General features: G+C 65.9%; 18 protein-coding genes. 9 read left to right on the top strand and 9 right to left on the bottom strand.

Annotation, left to right across the window (positions count from 1 at the left end; genetic code table 11):
• Positions 1 to 60 precede the first annotated feature (60 nt).
• Positions 61 to 579, top strand: coding sequence for a GMC oxidoreductase (locus C1A30_RS35930; protein WP_235009615.1), 519 nt, complete (start codon positions 61 to 63; stop codon positions 577 to 579).
• 125 nt (positions 580 to 704) lie between these two features.
• Here C1A30_RS35930 and C1A30_RS01830 read toward each other — a convergent pair whose 3' ends face one another.
• The gene (locus C1A30_RS01830; protein WP_101946557.1) at positions 705 to 1,850 is read right to left on the bottom strand and encodes an LLM class flavin-dependent oxidoreductase; all 1,146 of its coding nucleotides are present in this window, start codon (positions 1,848 to 1,850) and stop codon (positions 705 to 707) included.
• Positions 1,851 to 2,077: 227 nt separating this feature from the next.
• On the bottom strand, positions 2,078 to 2,575 hold the full coding sequence (locus tag C1A30_RS01825; protein WP_101946556.1) for a nuclear transport factor 2 family protein: 498 nt from the start codon (positions 2,573 to 2,575) through the stop codon (positions 2,078 to 2,080).
• A 165-nt stretch (positions 2,576 to 2,740) separates the two neighbouring features.
• On the opposite strand from C1A30_RS01825, the gene C1A30_RS01820 reads away from it, so the two are divergent.
• The 3 genes from C1A30_RS01820 to C1A30_RS01810 all read left to right on the top strand — a co-directional run bounded on the left by C1A30_RS01820 (position 2,741) and on the right by C1A30_RS01810 (position 4,920).
• Positions 2,741 to 3,151 carry a MarR family winged helix-turn-helix transcriptional regulator gene (locus tag C1A30_RS01820; RefSeq protein ID WP_160112670.1) on the top strand — a complete coding sequence of 137 codons (411 nt, stop codon included), beginning with the start codon at positions 2,741 to 2,743 and terminating at the stop codon, positions 3,149 to 3,151.
• Between the two features lie 125 nt (positions 3,152 to 3,276).
• A complete protein-coding gene (locus C1A30_RS01815) occupies positions 3,277 to 4,275 on the top strand; it encodes an AraC family transcriptional regulator (protein ID WP_101946554.1) in 999 nt (332 codons plus the stop codon).
• Between the two features lie 93 nt (positions 4,276 to 4,368).
• Entirely contained in the window at positions 4,369 to 4,920 is a 552-nt protein-coding gene (locus tag C1A30_RS01810; RefSeq protein WP_200828129.1) for a DUF2165 domain-containing protein, read from the top strand.
• A gap of 75 nt (positions 4,921 to 4,995) precedes the next feature.
• Here the strand turns inward: C1A30_RS01810 and C1A30_RS01805 are convergent, their stop codons facing one another.
• Positions 4,996 to 5,616, bottom strand: coding sequence for a DsbA family protein (locus C1A30_RS01805; RefSeq protein WP_101946552.1), 621 nt, complete (start codon positions 5,614 to 5,616; stop codon positions 4,996 to 4,998).
• Positions 5,617 to 5,813: 197 nt separating this feature from the next.
• Here C1A30_RS01805 and C1A30_RS01800 point away from each other — a divergent pair, with 197 nt between their 5' ends.
• From C1A30_RS01800 to C1A30_RS01790, 3 genes are read left to right on the top strand one after another with little or no spacing between them, the layout of a single operon-like run.
• Positions 5,814 to 6,158: a DUF732 domain-containing protein gene (locus C1A30_RS01800; RefSeq protein WP_101946551.1), complete on the top strand. Its 345-nt coding sequence runs from the start codon at positions 5,814 to 5,816 to the stop codon at positions 6,156 to 6,158.
• 36 nt (positions 6,159 to 6,194) lie between these two features.
• A complete protein-coding gene (gene pepN / locus C1A30_RS01795; protein WP_101946550.1) occupies positions 6,195 to 8,771 on the top strand; it encodes an aminopeptidase N in 2,577 nt (858 codons plus the stop codon).
• A 23-nt stretch (positions 8,772 to 8,794) separates the two neighbouring features.
• Positions 8,795 to 9,136: an HNH endonuclease gene (locus C1A30_RS01790; protein WP_101946549.1), complete on the top strand. Its 342-nt coding sequence runs from the start codon at positions 8,795 to 8,797 to the stop codon at positions 9,134 to 9,136.
• Here the strand turns inward: C1A30_RS01790 and C1A30_RS01785 are convergent.
• Genes C1A30_RS01785 through C1A30_RS01775 form a run of 3 tightly spaced genes read right to left on the bottom strand, consistent with a single transcriptional unit; the run spans position 9,125 to position 10,516 of the window.
• On the bottom strand, positions 9,125 to 9,601 hold the full coding sequence (locus C1A30_RS01785; RefSeq protein ID WP_101946548.1) for a DUF5130 domain-containing protein: 477 nt from the start codon (positions 9,599 to 9,601) through the stop codon (positions 9,125 to 9,127). The genes C1A30_RS01790 and C1A30_RS01785 overlap by 12 nt on opposite strands.
• Entirely contained in the window at positions 9,588 to 9,833 is a 246-nt protein-coding gene (locus tag C1A30_RS01780) for a hypothetical protein (protein WP_101946547.1), read from the bottom strand. Before C1A30_RS01780 ends, C1A30_RS01785 begins: the two co-directional genes overlap by 14 nt.
• Positions 9,834 to 9,859: 26 nt before the next feature.
• Positions 9,860 to 10,516 (bottom strand): HNH endonuclease, encoded by a 657-nt coding sequence (locus C1A30_RS01775; protein WP_101946546.1) that lies wholly within the window; start codon positions 10,514 to 10,516, stop codon positions 9,860 to 9,862.
• A gap of 130 nt (positions 10,517 to 10,646) precedes the next feature.
• Here C1A30_RS01775 and C1A30_RS01770 point away from each other — a divergent pair, with 130 nt between their 5' ends.
• Both C1A30_RS01770 and C1A30_RS01765 read left to right on the top strand, forming a co-directional pair.
• Entirely contained in the window at positions 10,647 to 11,051 is a 405-nt protein-coding gene (locus C1A30_RS01770) for a globin (protein WP_200828135.1), read from the top strand.
• Positions 11,051 to 12,616, top strand: a complete 1,566-nt coding sequence (locus tag C1A30_RS01765) for a glycoside hydrolase family 13 protein (RefSeq protein WP_101946545.1) — start codon at positions 11,051 to 11,053, stop codon at positions 12,614 to 12,616. Before C1A30_RS01770 ends, C1A30_RS01765 begins: the two co-directional genes overlap by 1 nt.
• A 76-nt stretch (positions 12,617 to 12,692) precedes the next feature.
• Here the strand turns inward: C1A30_RS01765 and C1A30_RS01760 are convergent, their stop codons facing one another.
• Genes C1A30_RS01760 through C1A30_RS01750 form a run of 3 tightly spaced genes read right to left on the bottom strand, consistent with a single transcriptional unit; the run spans position 12,693 to position 18,612 of the window.
• The gene (locus C1A30_RS01760; RefSeq protein WP_101946544.1) at positions 12,693 to 13,367 is read right to left on the bottom strand and encodes a hypothetical protein; all 675 of its coding nucleotides are present in this window, start codon (positions 13,365 to 13,367) and stop codon (positions 12,693 to 12,695) included.
• Positions 13,364 to 13,777, bottom strand: a complete 414-nt coding sequence (locus C1A30_RS01755; protein WP_160112669.1) for a thioesterase family protein — start codon at positions 13,775 to 13,777, stop codon at positions 13,364 to 13,366. Before C1A30_RS01755 ends, C1A30_RS01760 begins: the two co-directional genes overlap by 4 nt.
• A complete protein-coding gene (locus C1A30_RS01750) occupies positions 13,774 to 18,612 on the bottom strand; it encodes an NAD-glutamate dehydrogenase (protein ID WP_200828128.1) in 4,839 nt (1,612 codons plus the stop codon). The genes C1A30_RS01755 and C1A30_RS01750 overlap by 4 nt, the downstream gene beginning before the upstream one ends.
• Positions 18,613 to 18,684: the final 72 nt, after the last annotated feature.

The raw sequence follows: 18,684 nt of genomic DNA, 5'->3' as shown, positions 1-18,684 counted from the left end.
GCACAGCTGTTTGCTCGTAGTACCGTCTGTGAGGGCGAGGCACCTGACCTGCAGCCCGTGATGGTTCAGGTACCGATACCCGTCGATGGACATCCCTTCCCGGATAACGGCTATGTCATCGGGGCTGGCTTGCTGGCTCCGAAATCACGTGGCACATTGAAACTCTCGTCGAGCGATCCCAGTGATCCACCGCTCGCGGATCCGAACATGCTCGCCGACCCGTACGATGTGGAAGCATTGGTGGACGCCGTACTACTCTGCCGCGAGCTCGGCGGATCCGAGGCGTTCGCCGCATGGCGCAGATCCGAACTGGCCCCCAATCCGGACGTCCAAACACGTGACGAACTTCGGGAATACGTGCGCCAGACCGCAACCACGTATTTTCATCCAGTGGGCACCTGCACGATGGGTCGCGCGGATGACCCCAGTGCAGTTGTCGCGCCCGATCTTCGGGTGCGGGGCGTCGAGGGGTTGCGCGTCGCCGACGCGTCGATCATGCCAACCGTTCCGCACGCCAACACCAACGCAGCGTCAATCATGGTGGGTGAACGCGCGTCTTGTCTCATCCTCGGCACCTAGCGGAACATGGTGAGGCGCGGTAGGCGCTCGGTGACCACTGACACCTATCGCGCCGCACGATGTGTCGATGTCTCGGCGGGTGTTCCTCCGCAGCGGCATCGCCCCTGCCAGCGCAGCCAGACTGATCAGGCGCGAGGGAAATGTGCCGGCCGTGGCGTGAGCCCCCACTCTTTGGCGAGCAGCTCGTGTGACCGCAACCGGTCTCGGTGGTTGTGCGTGATCGTGGTGACGACAAGCTCCTGCGCGCCGGTGGCGCGCCGAAGTCCGTCGAGCTTGTCCGCGACCGTCGCGGCCGTACCCACGAACCGCGTGGCGACGCGGTCCTCGACCAACGCCGCGTGTTCGGGCGCCAACTGCCCATCGACATGTTGCGGATTCGGGTACGGGATGGCGCCGTCGCCGCTGCGAACGCTGTACGCCCATTGCGCGAACGGCATCGCGAGATACTCAGCTTCCGAATCAGTCTCCGCGACAAGGACATCCGCGGATACGACGAGGTAGGGTTCGTCAAGCGTCGATGATGGAAGGAAAGCGTTTCGGTATGCTTCGACGGCGTCGAGCACGGTGCCCGGGCTGAGATGGTAGTTCGCCACGAAGGGCAGTCCCCTGGCTCCGGCGGCCTGTGCGCTCTGGCCGCCACTGCTACCGAATAACCACAGCTGAACCGAGGCGCCCTCGCCCGGCGTGACAGAAAGGTGGACGCCGTCCGCGACCTCGAACGTCCCGTCGATCAGCGCTATGACGGCATCGAGCTGATCTTCGAAATCCGGTACAACGGCGCCGGGCTGCTGCAAGACACTACCTGTGGCGACGAGGCGCTTCGACGCCAACAGCGAATTCATCCGAAAAGGCCTGGGAAACAGTGTATTTTCCAGAATCATCGGCTCCCGCGGGGTTTCTGACTCGGGCTTCCCGGCCGCTGCGTCGGCACGGCGCTGCGGTGAGCGTCCGAGCCCCAAGTCGATGCGGTCGGGATACAGCGCGTCGATTGTGCCGAACGCCTCCACCACTGCCGCGGCAGTGAGGTGGCCGATCTGGACCGCGGCCGATCCCACCCGGATGCGATCGGTCGCAGCGGCAATCAAACCGATCAGCACCGCCGGCGACGAACTCGCCATGGCGACGAAGTGATGTTCGGTGACCCAGTAGCGTAGGTAGCCCCACTTCTCAGCATGCTGCGCGAGGTCGATGGTGTTTCGCAGCGCCTGCCGCACGGTAGACCCTTCACTGACCGGTGACACGTCGAGGATCGACAAGGGCACCCTGGTCATCGCGGGCTCCGTTGGCCGGCCGCGACGGCGACCGGATGCCGATTCGACGGCCAGACCGTGCTGCTCCGCGGCGTCCCATCGATCGGCAAACGTCTCTCCTCAACGTCAGTGAAGTCGGCGAACGGACCGTCGTTTCGCCTACTGACGTAGACGCTGTTGTCGCACAGCGGGTCTCGTGTTCGGCTGGGATGTGTTGTAGATCGCAGTAGAGTGCACCCGCGGCGTTCTCACTCGCCCGCCTGGAGCTGGGCTATCGCTTGAGCGACGGCGCTGGTGTTGCCGTACTCCCAGCTGCGGTGCTGCGTGATGCCCTCGATGTGCCACCCCGCATCGGTACGGCGCATGCGATTTGTGTAAGAGCCGTGCAGTAGATAGAACTCTCCGCCCTCTGCCCCCACGAGCAGATGTTGCGCAAACATGTAGGAGTGGCAGACGGCCCGATCGGGATCGCTGGCGTCAAATTCGATGACATGGTTGGGGCTGAGGTGCTGTGTGGCAGTAAATCCGTTGAGAGCGAGCGAGACCTGCGCGACCAGTTCCTCGCGGGCATAGTCCTGCGCGGGCATACCGCCTTCAGAGAAGTCCGCATAGACGGGATCGGTGAAGCAGTCGGCGAACATTGCCCAGTCGCGGCGGTCGACGCCCAGCGCATACTTGGTCACTTGTTCGCTGATCTGAACGCGGTCTTCCAGCCGCCGCACGCGGTCTTCGAGATCAGTAGTCATGCCGCATCCTTCGTTGGTTTGAAGTAGATATCGTTTGAGTTCAAACTATCTGCATTCAGATATTATTTCAAGAGATCGTCTTGAGGCCTGCGTATACTGATCGTCGTGCCCTCACCGAAACGTCAAAACCCGTCACGTACACCGCAGAATCCGGGTCTCGACGACTTGACCTGGCTGGCCCACCGTGCCGCGGATGCACTGGGAGACGCGTTCAACAAGGTCTCGCGGGACGCCGGGCTGGCAGACCTGCGGGACTGGCTGGTGCTGGCACTGATCAGCGGTGATGAAAAGCCGCGCACCCAACTGGAGATCGCCACTCAGCTCGGGATCGACAAGTCGACCCTGGTACCACTGCTTGACCGGCTAGAGCGCGACAAATTGATCGTGCGTACCGTGTCCGAGCGCGACCGGCGCGTGCGCATTCCTCGGGTTACTCCGGCCGGCATCAAGATCGTCAAACAGGTGGCGATCGCGCGCGATGCCGCGATCAACGACAAGCTCGCGGCGATCCCACCACAACAACGCGCCGACTTCCACGCGATGCTGTGGAGCATTGTTCAACCCGCCGACGATTAACGCAGTTGCGTTGCCCCCGAACGAAGGCCGTGCGTGAATCCACCGTCCCGTTGTCCCCCTGCTGAGGAGTTGCCCATGACACCCACATCAGTCCGCAATATCCGCGGCGAGTCCTGAGCCTCCCCATGGCCGGTTACGTCCTCGGCTCGGGCTGGCACGTCGTTCTGCGCGATCTTGGTATCGATACCGCCGCGACACTGGCCCGCGCTGACCTTCCCAGGGAACTGCTGGCGCGGCCCGATGCGATGCTGACGATCGAGCAGTTCTACCGCTTGTGGACCGCCGTGGAGGCGGAGTTTGACGGACCCGACGTCGCTCTTGCCATGGCCCAGGCGATTACCACCGAGGCATTCACTCCTGCGATATTCGCCGGCCTGTGCAGCCCGACGCTGCGCGTGGCCGCTGAACGCATCGCGACTTATAAGCGCCTGTTCTATCCGGTCACCTTGGATGTCAAGTGCGAGGACGCGCTTCGTATAGCAGTCAAGGCGCGGGAGCCCTTCGAACCGCCGCCTGTGTTGGCCCGGTTCGAATTGCTGTTCTGGATTAGATTCGCTCGCCTTGGCACTCGTGAACATATCCGGCCGATCCGGCTGACGTTTCCCGCACCGGTGCCCGACCGCCAAGCGCTGGCCGAATTCGCCGGCGGCGATTGTGTCGTCATCGGCCGCTCACCCGAGATCACGTTCGGCGCCCTGGATGCCCGGTGCCCGTTCGTCACCGCGAACGAGGCAATGTGGCAGGTTTTCGAACCCACTCTCCGGCAGCGCCTTACGGTGTCGGACGACAACGCGCCGTGGTCAGCGCGAGTGCACGCGGCGCTGCTCGCAGCGCTACCAGCCGGGCGAGGATCCCTCAGTGAGCTGGCCGCCGACCTTCACCTCAGCGCGCGCTCGCTGCAACGTCGGCTTGCCGCCGAAGGCGACACGTTCCAGGGCATTCTCGACCGTGCACGTGAACGCCTCGCCCGCCACTTCCTGACCACAACCGATCTGCCGGACAGCGAGATAGCGTTCCTCATCGGCTACGACGAACCGGCCTCTTTTCACCGAAGGTTCCGCTCGTGGACCGGGTGTACTCCTGGTGAGGTGCGCGCGGCGGTGCTTGAACCGAAATCAGGCTGACGTACTCGACCGCAACGAATAATCCGTGTGCTTCGTGCGTCTGTGTCTGCGTGACCGATCCGCAATGCCGGTTGAGCGCAGCAGCGCACCGATATGACCATTGAAAAATCTTTCGCCATGTGGGCGCGGTTGGGTTCGCTGAAAGTCGTGTGCGCCGCGCTGATCGGACTACAGGCGCTCTACATGGCCTTGGTGGCGTTCGGGAACATCAGCGACTTCTCAACCAATCAGCAACTGGTGAAACATGTTCTGGCGATGGACAGCACGAATTTTGGTCAACCCGTAGGTGTCGGGTTGGATCACGCCGTCATGTGGCGAGCCCTCACCGCGGCCACCGCGCAGGATGCCGTGTACGTCTTGATCATTGTCTGGGAGTCGGCAACAGCCTTGGTGCTCGCGGGGGCGCTGGCCATGTGGATTCTCGAACGTCGTTCGGGTAGGCCCACGGCGCGTGCGCTGTCCACGATCGGCCTGTTGATGATTCTCATGCTGTTCTTCGGTGCCTTCATCGACATAGGCGGTGAGTGGTACCAAATGTGGCGGTCGACGACGAACAACGGCGTCGAACCGGCGTTCCGCAACACCGTCCTGTCGATTGCGACCCTGATCGTGATCCATCTCCCGCAGACGCCCGCGTTGCGTTGACGCTGCGCCCACGGCGACAAAGTGGGAGAAGCCGGCGCCCTCAGCGCAGCGTCAACGCCTGAACCGCCCGAACCGTCAGTCGAACTGCGGCGCTTCGGTGCGGGTGCGCTTGAGTTCCCAGAAGTGCGGATACGACGCGAACGTCACTGCGGCGTCCCACAGCTTGCCGGCCTCTTCACCGCGCGGAATCCGCGACAGCACCGGGCCGAAGAACGCCACACCGTTGACGTGAATGGTCGGGGTGCCGACGTCCTCACCGACCGCATCCATGCCCTCGTGGTGGCTCTTGCGCAGCGCCTCGTCGTACTTGTCGGTGTCGGCGGCCTCCGCCAACTCGGGGGGCAGGCCGACCTCTTCGAGCGACTCCTTGATGACCTTCGAGAAATCCGGGTCGTTTTCCCGGTAGCCCTGATCGTGAATCCGGGTGCCCATCGCGGTGTACAGCGGCGCCAGGATCTCCGGACCCTTGGCCTGCTCGGCCGCGATAGCCACGCGCACCGGCCGCCACGCCGCTGCCAGGCCCTTCTTGTAGTCCTCGGGCAGATCGCGGCCCTCGTTGAGTACCGCAAGGCTCATCACGTGGAAGTTGACCTCGATATCGCGGACCTTCTCGACCTCGAGGATCCACCGCGAGGTGATCCAGCACCACGGGCACAGCGGGTCGAACCAGAAACCAGCGACCGATTTTTCAGCCATTACTCAGTTGGTCCTCTCGGTAGAAGGGCAGAACTCCGTTCAGCACAACCGTGCCCGCGAGTGCTGTGTTCCCACTGCCACGACGGTCAAAAAGTCGCCCCAAAGGACACGCATAGTGTGCAAATGGTTATCCAAGCGTGTTGTCGATGTGACCGTTGTCAATCAGTGTTTCCCTTGTGATTAAAGCGAAACGATTTATGACCGCAACTCTGGTCGGGGCCGCGGCGGCAGTGACCCTCGCAGCGCCGGCATCCGCCGACCCCGACAACTCCTTCCTCAACGCACTGACCAGCGCCGGCATCGGCTTCAACGACCCGAACAGCACCGAACAACTGGGCCAGTCGATCTGCCCGATGCTCGTCGAGCCTGGTAAGAATCTGGCGCAGATCTACTCGACGGTGTCCAACAAGGGCATCAACCCGGACATGGCGGCCTTCTTCACCGGGATCGCGATCCAGATGTACTGCCCGTCGATGATGACCTCGATCGGCAACGGAACGTTCCTGAACCAACTCAGCGGGCTGCACATCCCTGGCCTGTAGCGCGCCGCCTGGCTGCGCGGCCGATAAGTTGGACGCGTGGCACTTCCCAATCTGACTCGCGAGCAGGCCGTCGAACGCGCCGCGCTCGTCACCGTCGACAGCTATCGCATCGTCCTCGACCTCACCGACGGCGGGGGTAAACCGGGCGAACACACGTTCCGCTCGGTGACGACGGTCGAGTTCGACGCCCTGGCCGGCGCCGACACCTACATCGACATCGCCGCCAATTCCATCCGAAGTGCGACGCTCAACGGTCGCGCCATCGACGTGTCCGGCTACGACGAGTCCACCGGCATTCCGCTGCACGGGCTCCAAGCGCACAACACCGTCGTCGTCGACGCCGACTGCCGCTACTCCAACACCGGTGAGGGGCTGCACCGCTTCGTCGACCCGGTCGACGGCGAGGTCTATCTGTACTCCCAGTTCGAAACCGCCGACGCCAAGCGGATGTTCGCGTGTTTCGACCAGCCCGATCTGAAGGCCACGTTCGACCTCACCGTCACCGCGCCGTCGCACTGGGAGGTCATCTCCAACGGCGCGACGGTGTCGAACGACAACGGCGTGCACACCTTCGCCGCCACCCCGCGGATGAGCACCTACCTGGTGGCGTTGATCGCGGGCCCGTACGCCAGATGGGACGACACCTACAGCGACGACCACGGCGACATTCCGCTTGGTCTGTTCTGCCGCAAGTCGCTGGCCGAGTTCATGGACGCCGAGCGGCTGTTCACCGAGACCAAGCAGGGATTCGGCTTCTACCACAACAACTTCGGCGTGCCGTACGCGTTCGGCAAGTACGACCAGCTCTTCGTGCCCGAGTTCAATGCAGGCGCAATGGAAAACGCGGGCGCGGTGACGTTCCTCGAGGATTACGTCTTCCGCAGCAAGGTCACCCGCGCATCGTACGAACGCCGCGCCGAGACGGTGCTACACGAGATGGCGCACATGTGGTTCGGCGATCTCGTGACGATGCAGTGGTGGGACGACCTGTGGCTCAACGAGTCGTTCGCCACCTTCGCCTCGGTGCTGTGCCAGGCCGAGGCCACCGAGTACAAAGAGGCGTGGACGACGTTCGCGAACGTCGAGAAGTCCTGGGCCTACCGGCAGGACCAGCTGCCCTCGACGCACCCGGTAGCCGCCGACATCCCGGACCTGGCCGCGGTCGAGGTGAATTTCGACGGCATCACCTACGCCAAGGGCGCCAGCGTGCTCAAGCAACTGGTCGCCTACGTCGGCCTCGAGGAGTTCCTCTCCGGGCTGCGGGATTACTTCCGCGACCACGCATTCGCCAACGCCACCTTCGGCGATCTGCTCGGCGCGCTGGAAAAGGCGTCGGGCCGCGACCTGTCCGGCTGGGGCCAGCAGTGGCTCAAGACCACCGGCCTGAACACGCTGCGCCCCGACTTCGACCTCGACGACAACGGGCGGTTCACCCGGTTCGCCATCACGCAGAGCGGCGCGCAACCAGGCGCCGGTGAGACCAGGGTGCACCGGCTGGCGGTCGGCGTCTACGACGACGATGACGGCAGCGGCAAGCTGGTCCGCATCCACCGCGAGGAAATCGACGTCGAGGGTGCGACCACCGATGTACCTGCGCTGCAGGGAGTTTCGCGCGGCAAGCTGATCCTGGTCAACGACGACGACCTGACGTACTGCTCACTGCGCCTGGATGCCGAGTCGTTGCAGACGGTGCTGACCCGCATCGCCGACATCGCCGATCCGCTGCCACGCACACTGGCGTGGTCGGCGGCATGGGAGATGACCCGGGAAGCCGAACTGCGCGCCCGCGACTTCGTGGCGCTGGTCGCCGGCGGCGTGCACGCCGAAACCGAGGTCGGCGTCGCGCAGCGACTACTGCTGCAGGCGCAGACCGCGCTCAGCGCGTACGCCGAGCCGGGTTGGGCCCGCGCCGAGGGCTGGCCCGCCTTCGCTGACCGGCTGCTGGAATTGGCCCGCGGCGCCGAGGCCGGGTCCGACCATCAACTGGCCTACGTCAACGCACTGTGCGGATCGGTGCTGTCCGATCGGCACACCGACGTGTTGAGAGCGCTGCTGGACGCCGACCCGACCACCCAAGGTCTGGCCGGCCTCGTGGTCGACACGGATCTGCGCTGGCGCATCGTCACCGCGCTGGCCGCCGCAGGCGTTGTCGACGCCGACGGCCCGGACACCCCGTTCATCGACGCCGAGGCGCAGCGGGACCCCACCGCGGCAGGCAAGCGGCACGCCGCCGCGGCATCGGCGGCACGGCCGCAGCCAGCGGTCAAGGAGGCGGCGTGGCAGCAGGTGATCGAAGACGACACGCTGCCCAACATCACCGCACGCTCGATCATCGGCGGCTTCGTCAGGCCCGGTCAGGAAGAGGTGCTGACCCCGTTTCGCGCCAGGTACTTCGACGCGATCTCGGGTGTCTGGCAGCGGCGTTCGAGTGAGGTCGCGCAGACGGTGGTGATCGGCCTCTACCCCGCGTGGGATGTCAGCCAGGCCGGCCTCGACGCCGCCGACCGGTTCCTGGCCGACTCCGAGGTGCCACCGCCGTTGCGGCGACTGGTGGTGGAGGGCCGTGCGGGCGTCGAGCGGGCTTTGCGAGCGCGCGCCTTCGACATCACCTGACGTCTCCGCCATACGCTCCGTGCATGGTGGTCAGTCGCACGCGCAGAGCGCGTGCCGCCCGCAAGCGGAAGCGTCGGCTCGACGCCGTCGTCAATGACCTGACCGCCGAGCAGTGGGCGGCGATCCAGGCGGCCTGGAGCGGCTGCGCGTACTGCGGCGCGACCGACAAGCCGCTGCAGCGTGACTGCGTGATGGCGATCTCGCGGGGCGGGCGCTACACCGTCGACAACGTGGTGCCCGCGTGCGCGGCGTGCAACACCAGCAAGTGCAACGAGGAAGTCACCGCCTGGCTACGCCGCAAGCGCCTCGACGAGCGCGCATTCCTGGCGCGCTACGTCGAGATCCGCGCGATGTTAGCGGGGTGAGACGCCCGCGCTGAGCACCCGGATGGCGCTGATCAGGCCGTCCATCAGGTTGCCCTCTTTGAACGACGCGGCGGCCGCCGAGACGCCGAGCGGCGCGGACTCCTCGATGCCGCGGCCTTGCACGTCGGCGCCGTAGACCACCTCGATGGCGCGCTGGTTCGGCGAAACCGCCAGCAGCACAGCGTTGTTCGGCGTCGGCACCTTGGCAAGGATGGACCTGGCGGTGGCTGCGGTGTCGGCACCGAGGTCGCCCAGGTACACCGCGAAGCGGGCCTTGGCGTACCGCGAGCCGTACTTGAGCGCGTCGTCGAGCACCACCAGATCCTTGACCGGGAACGGGTAGGTCACCGACACCTGACCGGGCTCGGTGACGCCGGAAATCCGGCCGCTGTTGGTTACGACGAACCCGCGCGGCAGCTGCGCCGGGAGCGCTGATCCGACAGTCGCGACCTCACCACTTACCACTTGCGCCGCCTCCAATCGTGACGCCGTGCGAATCATGACCGCCGTGGCCGTGATCGGCCGGCTCGTCGGACGCCCACAGAATCGGCTCGTGCGTCCACGGCTCGGTCAACTTGTAGGTCTCGGGGTGCGGGCCCTTGCGGTTCTTGCCGACCCCGTAGATCAGGCCGATCAACACCAGCAGGACAACCAGCGGAACGCCTCCGAGGAGGGAATGAGTCAATGCGGTGCTCACGACGCAAACCGTATAACAGCCACTGGTCAGGCCGCGCCCTCACCCAGGTATCTGACCCACGCCGGGTCGAGTTCTTTCACGGACGACAGCAACCGCCAGTGCTGACCCTTCGGCGGTACGGGCATCGAACGCAGCGTCCACCCCAGTTCGGTGAGCAAGCGGTCGGCCTTGCGGTGGTTGCAGGTCGAGCACGCCGCGACGCAGTTCTCCCAGGAATGGTCGCCGCCGCGGCTGCGCGGCACCACGTGGTCGACGGTGTCGGCCTTGCCCCCGCAGTAGGCGCAGCGGAACCGGTCGCGGTGCATCAGCGCCGCCCTGGTCATCGGGATACGCGCCCGGTAGGGCACGCGCACGTAGGACTGCAGCCGAATCACCGACGGCACCACGATCGACCTGGTCGCCGAGTGGATCACCGGGCCGTTCGGGTCGTCGTGCACGACGGTGGCTTTGCCGCACATCAGCATGATGACCGCTCGCCGCATGGGCAGAGCGGTCAACGGTTCGTAGGTGGAATTCAGCAGTAGCACGCGACGGCGACCCCAGATCGAGGCCTCGTTGGTACTGGGCGGATGGGCGTCGACGCTGTGCAGGACGTGCGATTGCGCGTGGCCGACCGCGGGCCCGGATATGCCCGTCGCGGCCTGGTGGTGCCGGTGGCCGCGACCTTTCTTGCGCTGCGCCATACGTCCTCCGACCGACAGTCCACCATGGATTGGGGACAATCGCACGACAATTCTGCCCGTGTTCGCTGGTCACTCTGGTGAACAGTGGATGACCTCACCGGTTCGCGGCGCGCAACCGGCCACAGGGACAATGGAGCGCGTGACAGCTCCGCAGCGCTCGTTCTACGACGAAGTCGGTGGCCACGACACGTTTCACAAGATCGTGGCGCGGTTCTACCAACTGGTCCGCGAGGACGAGATCCTGCGTCCGATCTACCCGGAGGACGACCTCGACGGTGCCGAAGAGCGGTTGCGGATGTTCCTCGAGCAATACTGGGGCGGCCCGCGGACGTACTCGGATCGGCGCGGCCATCCCCGGCTGCGCTTGCGGCACGCGCCGTTCAAGATCGGCTATCTGGAGCGCGACGCGTGGCTGCGGTGCATGCACACCGCCGTCGCGGAGATCGACTCGCATACGCTCGACGACGAGCACCGCAAGGAACTTCTCAGCTATCTGGAAATGGCCGCGCATTCGATGGTGAACTCGCCGTTCTGATGAGCACGCCCTGGTGGTCGCACGCGCTGTTCTATCAGGTGTATCCCAGGTCGTTCCGCGACAGCGACGGCGATGGTGTCGGTGACCTCGACGGTGTCACCGCCAAGCTGGACTACCTGCGCGCGCTCGGCGTCGACGCCATCTGGCTGAACCCCGTGATGGTGTCGCCCATGGCCGACCACGGCTACGACGTCGCCGACCCCCGCGACGTCGACCCGCTGTTCGGCGGCATCGACGCGCTGGACCGGTTGACCGATGCCGCGCACCGGCGCGGCATCAAGGTGACGATGGACCTGGTTCCCAACCACACCAGCTCGCAGCATCCGTGGTTTCAGGCGGCGCTGGCCGCCGGCCCGGGCAGCGACCCGCGTGAGCGCTACATCTTCCGCGACGGCACCGGCCCCGGCGGCGTTGAGCCGCCCAACAACTGGGTGTCGGTGTTCGGCGGGCCTGCGTGGACCCGCGTCACCGAGGCCGACGGCACACCCGGCCAGTGGTATCTGCATCTGCTCGACGCCGAGCAGCCGGACCTGAATTGGGACAATCCCGAGGTTTTCGACGATCTGGAGAAGACGCTGCGGTTCTGGCTGGAGCGCGGTATCGACGGCTTCCGCATCGACGTCGCGCACGGGATGGCCAAACCGCCGGGGCTGCCCGACATGGACGTCGTCACGGCCGAGATGCTGCTGGCCGACATGGACGACGACCCGCGGTTCAACAACGACGGTGTGCACGAGATCCACCGCCAAATCCGGCGCGTGTTCGACGACTATCCGGACGCCGTCGCCATCGGCGAGGTGTGGGTCTACGACAACGAGCAGTTCTCCCGCTACGTGCGCGACGACGAACTGCATCTGGGCTTCAACTTCCGGCTGTTGCGCGCGAAGTTCGACGCCGCGGATATCCGTGGGGCCGTTGAGAATTCGCTTGCCGCCGCGGCGCTGGTGGACGCCGTGCCGACGTGGACGCTGGCCAACCACGACGTCGACAGGGAACCGACCCGGTACGGCGGCGGGCCTGTCGGGTTGGCCCGAGCGCGGGCGATGGCGCTGCTGATGCTCGCGCTGCCAGGTGCGGTGTTCATCTACAACGGTGAGGAACTCGGCCTGCCGAACGTCGATCTGCCCGACGCGGCCCTGCGCGATCCGGTGTGGGAGCGCTCGGGGCACACCCGCCGCGGCCGCGACGCGTCGCGGGTGCCGGTGCCGTGGGAGGGCGATGCTCCGCCGTTCGGGTTCTCGTCGAATGTCGACACGTGGCTGCCGGTGCCAGCCGAGTGGGCCGCGTTGACGGTGGACAAGCAACTCGCCGACCCCGATTCGACGCTGGCATTCTTCCGGCGCGCATTCGAGTTGCGCCGCGGCGGTGGAGAATTCGGCGGCCGGACGTTGGCGTGGCTGGACTCCCCCGCCGGCGGCGTGGTGTTTCGGGTCAGCAGCGGACTGGTCTGCGCGCTGAACGCCGGGACCGAGGCGATGACGCTGCCTGAGGGTGAGGTGTTGTTGGCCAGCGGCCCGTTGGCCGACGGCGTGCTGCCGCCGAACACTGCGGTGTGGGTGGTCTAGTCTCCTGCGCGAGCAGTCGCAAAGTGTCCCGAAATCCCGGCGTGTCGGGACCTTTTACGTCTGCTCGCGGGGAAAGTCAGCGCAGCACCACAGCCGGGTCGCCGCGGCGGCGGTACACCGACCCGAACCGGGCGTCGATGCGCAGCCACGTCGGCAGTACCCGCACCCGGACGATCTCGTCGGCGGCGACGGTGGCCGGGTCCAGCTGTTCCGACGACTGCGGCAGGAAACCCATTGCTGTCAAGGCGAATACGCAACGCATCGGGATGCCGACGGTGTCGTCGCCAGAGCTGACCGAAACCACTTCCTGATCCAGCAGCGACGCCGGCGGACCGTGCGCGCTGGAGTGCTCCTTCGCCAGCGCGGTGCCGCGCTGCGCCAGTTCCAGCACCGCCCGCGCGGGCACGTCGTCGAGATGCACGAAGCCGGATTCGGGCGGCAGGACCCCTCGCCATGCGGAATCCATCGGGAATCCGGGGTCAACGTAGCCGCTGAGGTCCATCGCGGTCAGGCCCGTCGACAGCGCGTCGGCGCCTGCGCTGAGGTCGCCCGGCTTGACCCGCCCGTGCACGACCCGGCTGGCCAGCACATCGAAACCGGTTGCCACCCAAGCCACCACGAGGCCGCCCGCCCGCTCACGAAGGCGGATGACCGCCGCCTCATCCAGCCGCATCGCCCGCTCGATGAACGTCGTCAAGTCCTCCCGATGCGGGGCATCATCGAGCCAGATACCGCGTTCCGGTGCGGTCATCGAAGATAGCGCTGCAGGTATTCGCGCTGGGCAGGCGAGAGTCGTTCCAGCCGTTGCTCTTTGATGTGCACGGCGGCCAGCTGAGTCTCGGCGATCACCGCGGGCTTGGAATCGGGATCCTTGCGAACCGACCGGACCTCGTAGCCGATCGTGAAGTCGACGGCCCGCACCCGCTTGGAGAACATCGTCACCTGCAACGGCGAATCCCGCAGCCGCAGCTGGCCCTTGTAGAGGATCTTCACCTCGTGGATCAGCAGACCGATCTCCTCGATCACCGCCTCGAACGGCTCACGCAGAAACGGGATTCTGGCCTCTTCGAGGATGGTGACCATCGTGGCGTGGTTGATGTGCTGGTACATGTCGATGTCGGACCACCGCACGTGCACCGGCGCTACAAAACCATTTGTCACCCAGTCGTTCCTGTTCCGCTCGTCCTTGTCATGCTGCGCAACTGGCGCGCCGCCACCGACAGTGTCGCCAGGTCCAGGTCACCGCTTTCATAGATCTCGGCGAGTGTGCGCTGCGCCCGGCTCACCCGCGAACTGTTGGTGGCCTCCCACTCGGCGATCTTCTCCTCGCCACTTTCCTCCGGCTCACCGACCGCCAGCACGTCGAAGCACAGCGCCCTGATCGATCCGTAGATGTCGTCGCGAATCGCCAAGCGGGCCAACGAATGCCAGCGGTCGTCGCGTTCTAGGCGGGACACCGCCGTCAGCAGTCCGTCGGTGCCGAGACGGGCCATCAACGCGAAATAGGTATCGGCGACTTCGGCCGGGTCGCGGTCGATGATGTCGGCGATGTCGATCACGTCGAGCAGGCTGTACTGGTACAGCCCGGTCGCCACCATGTACGCCAAATCATCGGGCACACCTTGGGAGCTGAACTCGCCGGCTTCCTTCTCCACGATCACCTTGTCGTCGCCGCGCAGCCACTCCGACATCCGCGGCGTCAGCACCCGGACCTTCTCGGCGAACCGGTTGATCTCGGCACCGGTCGCCAGCGGTTGCGGCCGGTAGTTGAGCAGCCACCGTGCCGCCCGGTCGATGAGCCTGCGCAGATCCAGTGTCATGCGGTCGGATACGGCCACCGAGATGTCGGCCGCGCGGATCTGTCGCCACACCTCGCCGACCCTGAAGATCGCATTGGTGGCCACGTAGCTGCGCACCGCGTCGACAGGACGGACCCCGACGTCCTCGCAAACCCGGTAGGCGAAGGTGATCCCGCTGGTGTCGACGAGATCGTTGACCAGCATGGTGGTGACGATCTCGCGCCGCAGTTGGTGTTGCCGGATTTCGGCGGCGAACTGGTCGCGCAGGTTGTGCGGGAAGTACCACGGCAACCGCGAGGCGAAGACTTCCTGGTCGGGAAGCTCACTGGCGAGTATCTCGTCCTTGAGTACGAGCTTCACGTGTGCCATCAGGGTCGCCAGTTCGGGTGACGTCAAACCGAGTCCTGCTTCGGTCCGGCGGTGGATCTCCTTCTCCGACGGCAGCGCCTCGAGTTCGCGGTTGAGCCCGTGGTCTTTGACGAAGTCCTTGATCATCCGCGCATGCACCGGGAGCAGGCTGGCGGCGTTGGCGCGACTGGTGCCCATCAGATCGTTCTGATCCTCGTTGTCGGTCAACACCAGTCGGCCGACCTCGTCGGTCATCGACACCAGCAGTTGCGTGCGGTCCTCGGGACGCACCTTGCCCGCCGTCACCAGCGAGTCGACCAGGATCTTGATGTTGACCTCGTGGTCGGAGCAGTCGACGCCCGCGGAGTTGTCCAGCGCGTCGGTGTTGCAGCGCCCGCCCGCCAGGCAGAACTCGATGCGGCCCAGTGAGGTGACGCCGAGGTTGCCGCCCTCGCCGATCACCTTGGCGCGCACCTGGTTTCCGTTGATGCGCACCGGATCGTTGGCGCGGTCGCCGACGTCGGCGTCCGATTCGGTCTCGGCCTTGATGTAGGTGCCGATCCCGCCGTTGAACAACAAATCGGCGGGTGCCTTGAGGATCGCCTTGATCAGCGCAGGCGGGGTCAACTCCTCGATGTCGTCGGCGATGCCGAGCGCGGCGCGGGCCTGCGGGCTGATCGGGATCGACTTCTGCTCACGGCTGTAGACGCCGCCGCCCTCGCTGATCAGTGACCGGTCGTAGTCGTCCCACGACGACCGCGGCAGCTCGAACATTCGCTTGCGCTCGTCCCACGACGTCGCCGCATCGGGTGACGGATCGATGAAGACGTGCCGGTGGTCGAACGCGGCCAACAGCCGGATGTGTTTGGACAGCAGCATGCCGTTGCCGAACACGTCGCCGCTCATGTCGCCGATCCCGACGACGGTGAAGTCCTCGGTCTGGGTGTCGACGCCCATCTCGCGAAAGTGTCGCTTGACGGCCTCCCACGCGCCCTTGGCGGTGATGCCCATGGCCTTGTGGTCGTAGCCCACCGAACCGCCGGAGGCGAACGCGTCGCCGAGCCAGAAGCCGTAGGACGCGGCCACCTCGTTGGCGATGTCGGAGAACGTCGCCGTGCCCTTGTCGGCGGCCACCACCAGGTAGGCGTCGTCGCCGTCGCGGCGCACCACATCGGTTGGGGTGACGACGTTGCCGGTGGCCTTGTCGACGTTGTCGGTCACATCGAGCAGGCCAGCGATGAACAGCTTGTAGCAGGCGATGCCTTCGTTGCGGAATGCGTCGCGATCCTCTGCGGGCGGCGGATTCTTGACCACGAAGCCGCCCTTGGCGCCGACCGGCACGATCACGGCGTTCTTCACCGCCTGCGCCTTGACCAGGCCGAGGATCTCGGTGCGGAAGTCCTCCTTGCGGTCCGACCAGCGCAGCCCCCCGCGCGCCACGAACCCGAACCGCAGGTGCACGCCCTCCACCCGCGGGGAGTACACGAAGATCTCGAAGCGGGGCCGCGGCAGCGGCAGCTCGTCGATGAGCACGGGGTTGAGCTTGATCGACAGCACATTCTGCGCACGCGCCGAATCCGCCTTGGTGACAAAGTAATTGGTCCGCAATGTGGCCTGGATCATCGATGCGAACGCCCGCAGCACGCGGTCGGTATCCAGGCTGACCAGCGCGTCGATATCGGCGGCCACCGCCGCGGCGGCGGCCTGCGCGTCACGACGGCGGTTGTCGTCCGACGGCGTCGGGTCGAACAGCGCCTCGAACAACTCGACCAACGACCTGGCGGTGCCCGCGTTGCCGTTGATGACGCCCTCGATGTGGGACTGGCTGTACGGAAAACCAGCCTGCCGCAGGTATTTTGCGTACATCCGCAGCAACGCGACCTGTTGCCAGGTCAGCCCGGCGCGCAGCACCAACTCGTTGAAGCGGTCGATCTCGGCGCGACCGTGCCAGATCGCGGTGACGGCGTCGGCGAACCGCTCGGCCATGCTGGCGCGGTCGGGGCCTTCGGACGGCGTCGGGATGTCGGGGTGCGGCGACACCTTGAACTGGTAGATCCACACCTGCAGCCCGTCGGGTCGGGCCACGGTGAACGGCCGCTCCTCGAGCACCACCACGCCCATGGACTGCAGCATCGGCAGCAGATGGCTCAGCGACGCCGACCGTCCGCCGAGATACCAGGTGAGCTGCGCGACGCCGTCTGCACCGCGGTCGCCCAGCACCAGCCGGACCGAATTGTCTTGCAGCATCTCGATGATCGCGATGTCGTTGATGGCATCCCACGGCGCGACGGCCTGCTTGTACACCTCCTGGAAGGCGCCCGAATAGTGTTCGGCCATGGTTTGGGTGATCGAACCGGTTTTCACCGCGCCGATCAGCCGGTCACCCCACGTCCGCGCGGCCTCGGTGAGCAGGTCCTGGATCCTGGACTCGTTCTCGAGGGAGACGTCGATGTCCTGCTTACGCCGCCCTTCGGGCAGCCGGACGGTGAAATGCACCACCGCCCAAGGCGATTCGCTGACCCGAGCGGCGTAGTCAATGCTGACCCCGCCGAGTTCGCGGACCAGGATGTCCTGCATCTCCAGCCGCACCGCCGTGGTGTACCGGTCGCGGGGCAGATACACCAGGCACGACACGAAATGCGCGAGTTGGTCGGCGCGAAGGAACAGCAACGTGCGCCGTCGCGACCCTAGGTCGACCACCGCCATCGCCATGTCGAGGAGTTCCTTGGCCGACAACGCGAACAACTCCGACCGCGGGATGGTCTGGATGATGTCCAGCAGCAACTGGCCGGGATGGCTGGGATCGCGGTGCGCTATCGCGAGCGCGTCGTTGACCCGCCGCGAGATCAGCGGTATCTCCAGCACATTGGCGTTCATGGCGGCGACGGTGAACAGCCCGACGAACCGGTGCTCGATGACGGCGCCGGGCATGTTCTCGCGTACCACCACGATGTACGGATAGGCGCCGTAGCGCAGGAAGCTCGGCATCGTGGCCTGCGCGAGCACCAGCAGATCGTCGTTGCCGGTGAGTTGCGGGAGCACGTCGGTGCGCAGTCGCAGCACCCCGAGACGGCTGGACGGATCGACGGCGGACTGCCCGTTGCTGACCTGGCAGCGCTGATAGCCCAGCAGCACGAAATGCCCGTCGGCGAGCCAACGTAGCAGCGCGGCAACGTCTTTGCGGTCGGAGCTGGGGAACCTGCCCTGGGTGTCGGAATCGAGTTCGGCGGCGAGGCTGATCAGCATCGCGGTCATCGACGTGGAATCCAGCGCCACCTGGCGGGCGTCGGCGAGCACGCCGGGCAGCAGCCGTTTGACCTCGTCGATGATCTTCGGATCGCACGAGTCGGCCAGTTGCACGTGGATCCACGTCTCGTCGATGCCGTCGCCGAACGGCGCGTCGGATGCGGGTTCGATGGCCAGCAGATCGCCGCTGGGACCCCGGCGCGCCCGGAACACCGGGTTCATGATGGCCTTGTACGCCACCCCGAGCCGGTGCAGCAGCACGGTGACGGAGTCCATCAGCATCGACGCGTTGTCGGTGACGATCTGCAGGGCCGGCCCGAATCCCGCCGGGTCGTCCTCGCCGTACACCGCGACCCGAGTGTCGCCGAACGACCGGTGCGCGCCCAGCCGCAACTGCGCATCGATCATGGCGGGCGAGATCAGCGTGCTGACGGCCGCCCGCACCGGTGCGGTGACCGTCGAGTCGGCGCCCGGCGCGTCACCGTGCGGTCCGCGATACGTCGACATGTAGGCCCGCGCCAACCTGGCGATGGTGTCCTGGCTCAGCGGCGGCGGCGCGGTGGATCCGCCGACGCCTGTGCCAGTCCCCGGGTTGACCGTCATCGCCGCTCCTGCCTACGCACGCGTACCTGCTGTCAGTGCATGTCGCCGCCGAAGCGGCTCCGTGGCACGCAA

Origin of the sequence: Mycobacterium sp. 3519A (assembly GCF_900240945.1) — a bacterium.
Taxonomy (GTDB): Bacteria; Actinomycetota; Actinomycetes; order Mycobacteriales; family Mycobacteriaceae; genus Mycobacterium.
Note: the sequence above shows the minus strand (reverse complement) of the source record. Positions and strands in the feature narration are given on the sequence as shown.

Coding starts and splice junctions, on each gene's coding strand:
- C1A30_RS01830 (WP_101946557.1), bottom strand. CDS start 1,850: ATGACCAGGGTGCCCTTGTCGATCCTCGACGTGTCACCGGTCAGTGAA.
- C1A30_RS01775 (WP_101946546.1), bottom strand. CDS start 10,516: ATGGCGCAGCGCAAGAAAGGTCGCGGCCACCGGCACCACCAGGCCGCG.
- C1A30_RS35930 (WP_235009615.1), top strand. CDS start 61: ATGGTTCAGGTACCGATACCCGTCGATGGACATCCCTTCCCGGATAAC.
- C1A30_RS01765 (WP_101946545.1), top strand. CDS start 11,051: ATGAGCACGCCCTGGTGGTCGCACGCGCTGTTCTATCAGGTGTATCCC.
- C1A30_RS01810 (WP_200828129.1), top strand. CDS start 4,369: ATGACCATTGAAAAATCTTTCGCCATGTGGGCGCGGTTGGGTTCGCTG.
- C1A30_RS01790 (WP_101946549.1), top strand. CDS start 8,795: ATGGTGGTCAGTCGCACGCGCAGAGCGCGTGCCGCCCGCAAGCGGAAG.
- C1A30_RS01770 (WP_200828135.1), top strand. CDS start 10,647: ATGGAGCGCGTGACAGCTCCGCAGCGCTCGTTCTACGACGAAGTCGGT.
- C1A30_RS01815 (WP_101946554.1), top strand. CDS start 3,277: ATGGCCGGTTACGTCCTCGGCTCGGGCTGGCACGTCGTTCTGCGCGAT.
- C1A30_RS01800 (WP_101946551.1), top strand. CDS start 5,814: ATGACCGCAACTCTGGTCGGGGCCGCGGCGGCAGTGACCCTCGCAGCG.
- C1A30_RS01760 (WP_101946544.1), bottom strand. CDS start 13,367: ATGACCGCACCGGAACGCGGTATCTGGCTCGATGATGCCCCGCATCGG.
- C1A30_RS01805 (WP_101946552.1), bottom strand. CDS start 5,616: ATGGCTGAAAAATCGGTCGCTGGTTTCTGGTTCGACCCGCTGTGCCCG.
- C1A30_RS01750 (WP_200828128.1), bottom strand. CDS start 18,612: ATGACGGTCAACCCGGGGACTGGCACAGGCGTCGGCGGATCCACCGCG.
- C1A30_RS01825 (WP_101946556.1), bottom strand. CDS start 2,575: ATGACTACTGATCTCGAAGACCGCGTGCGGCGGCTGGAAGACCGCGTT.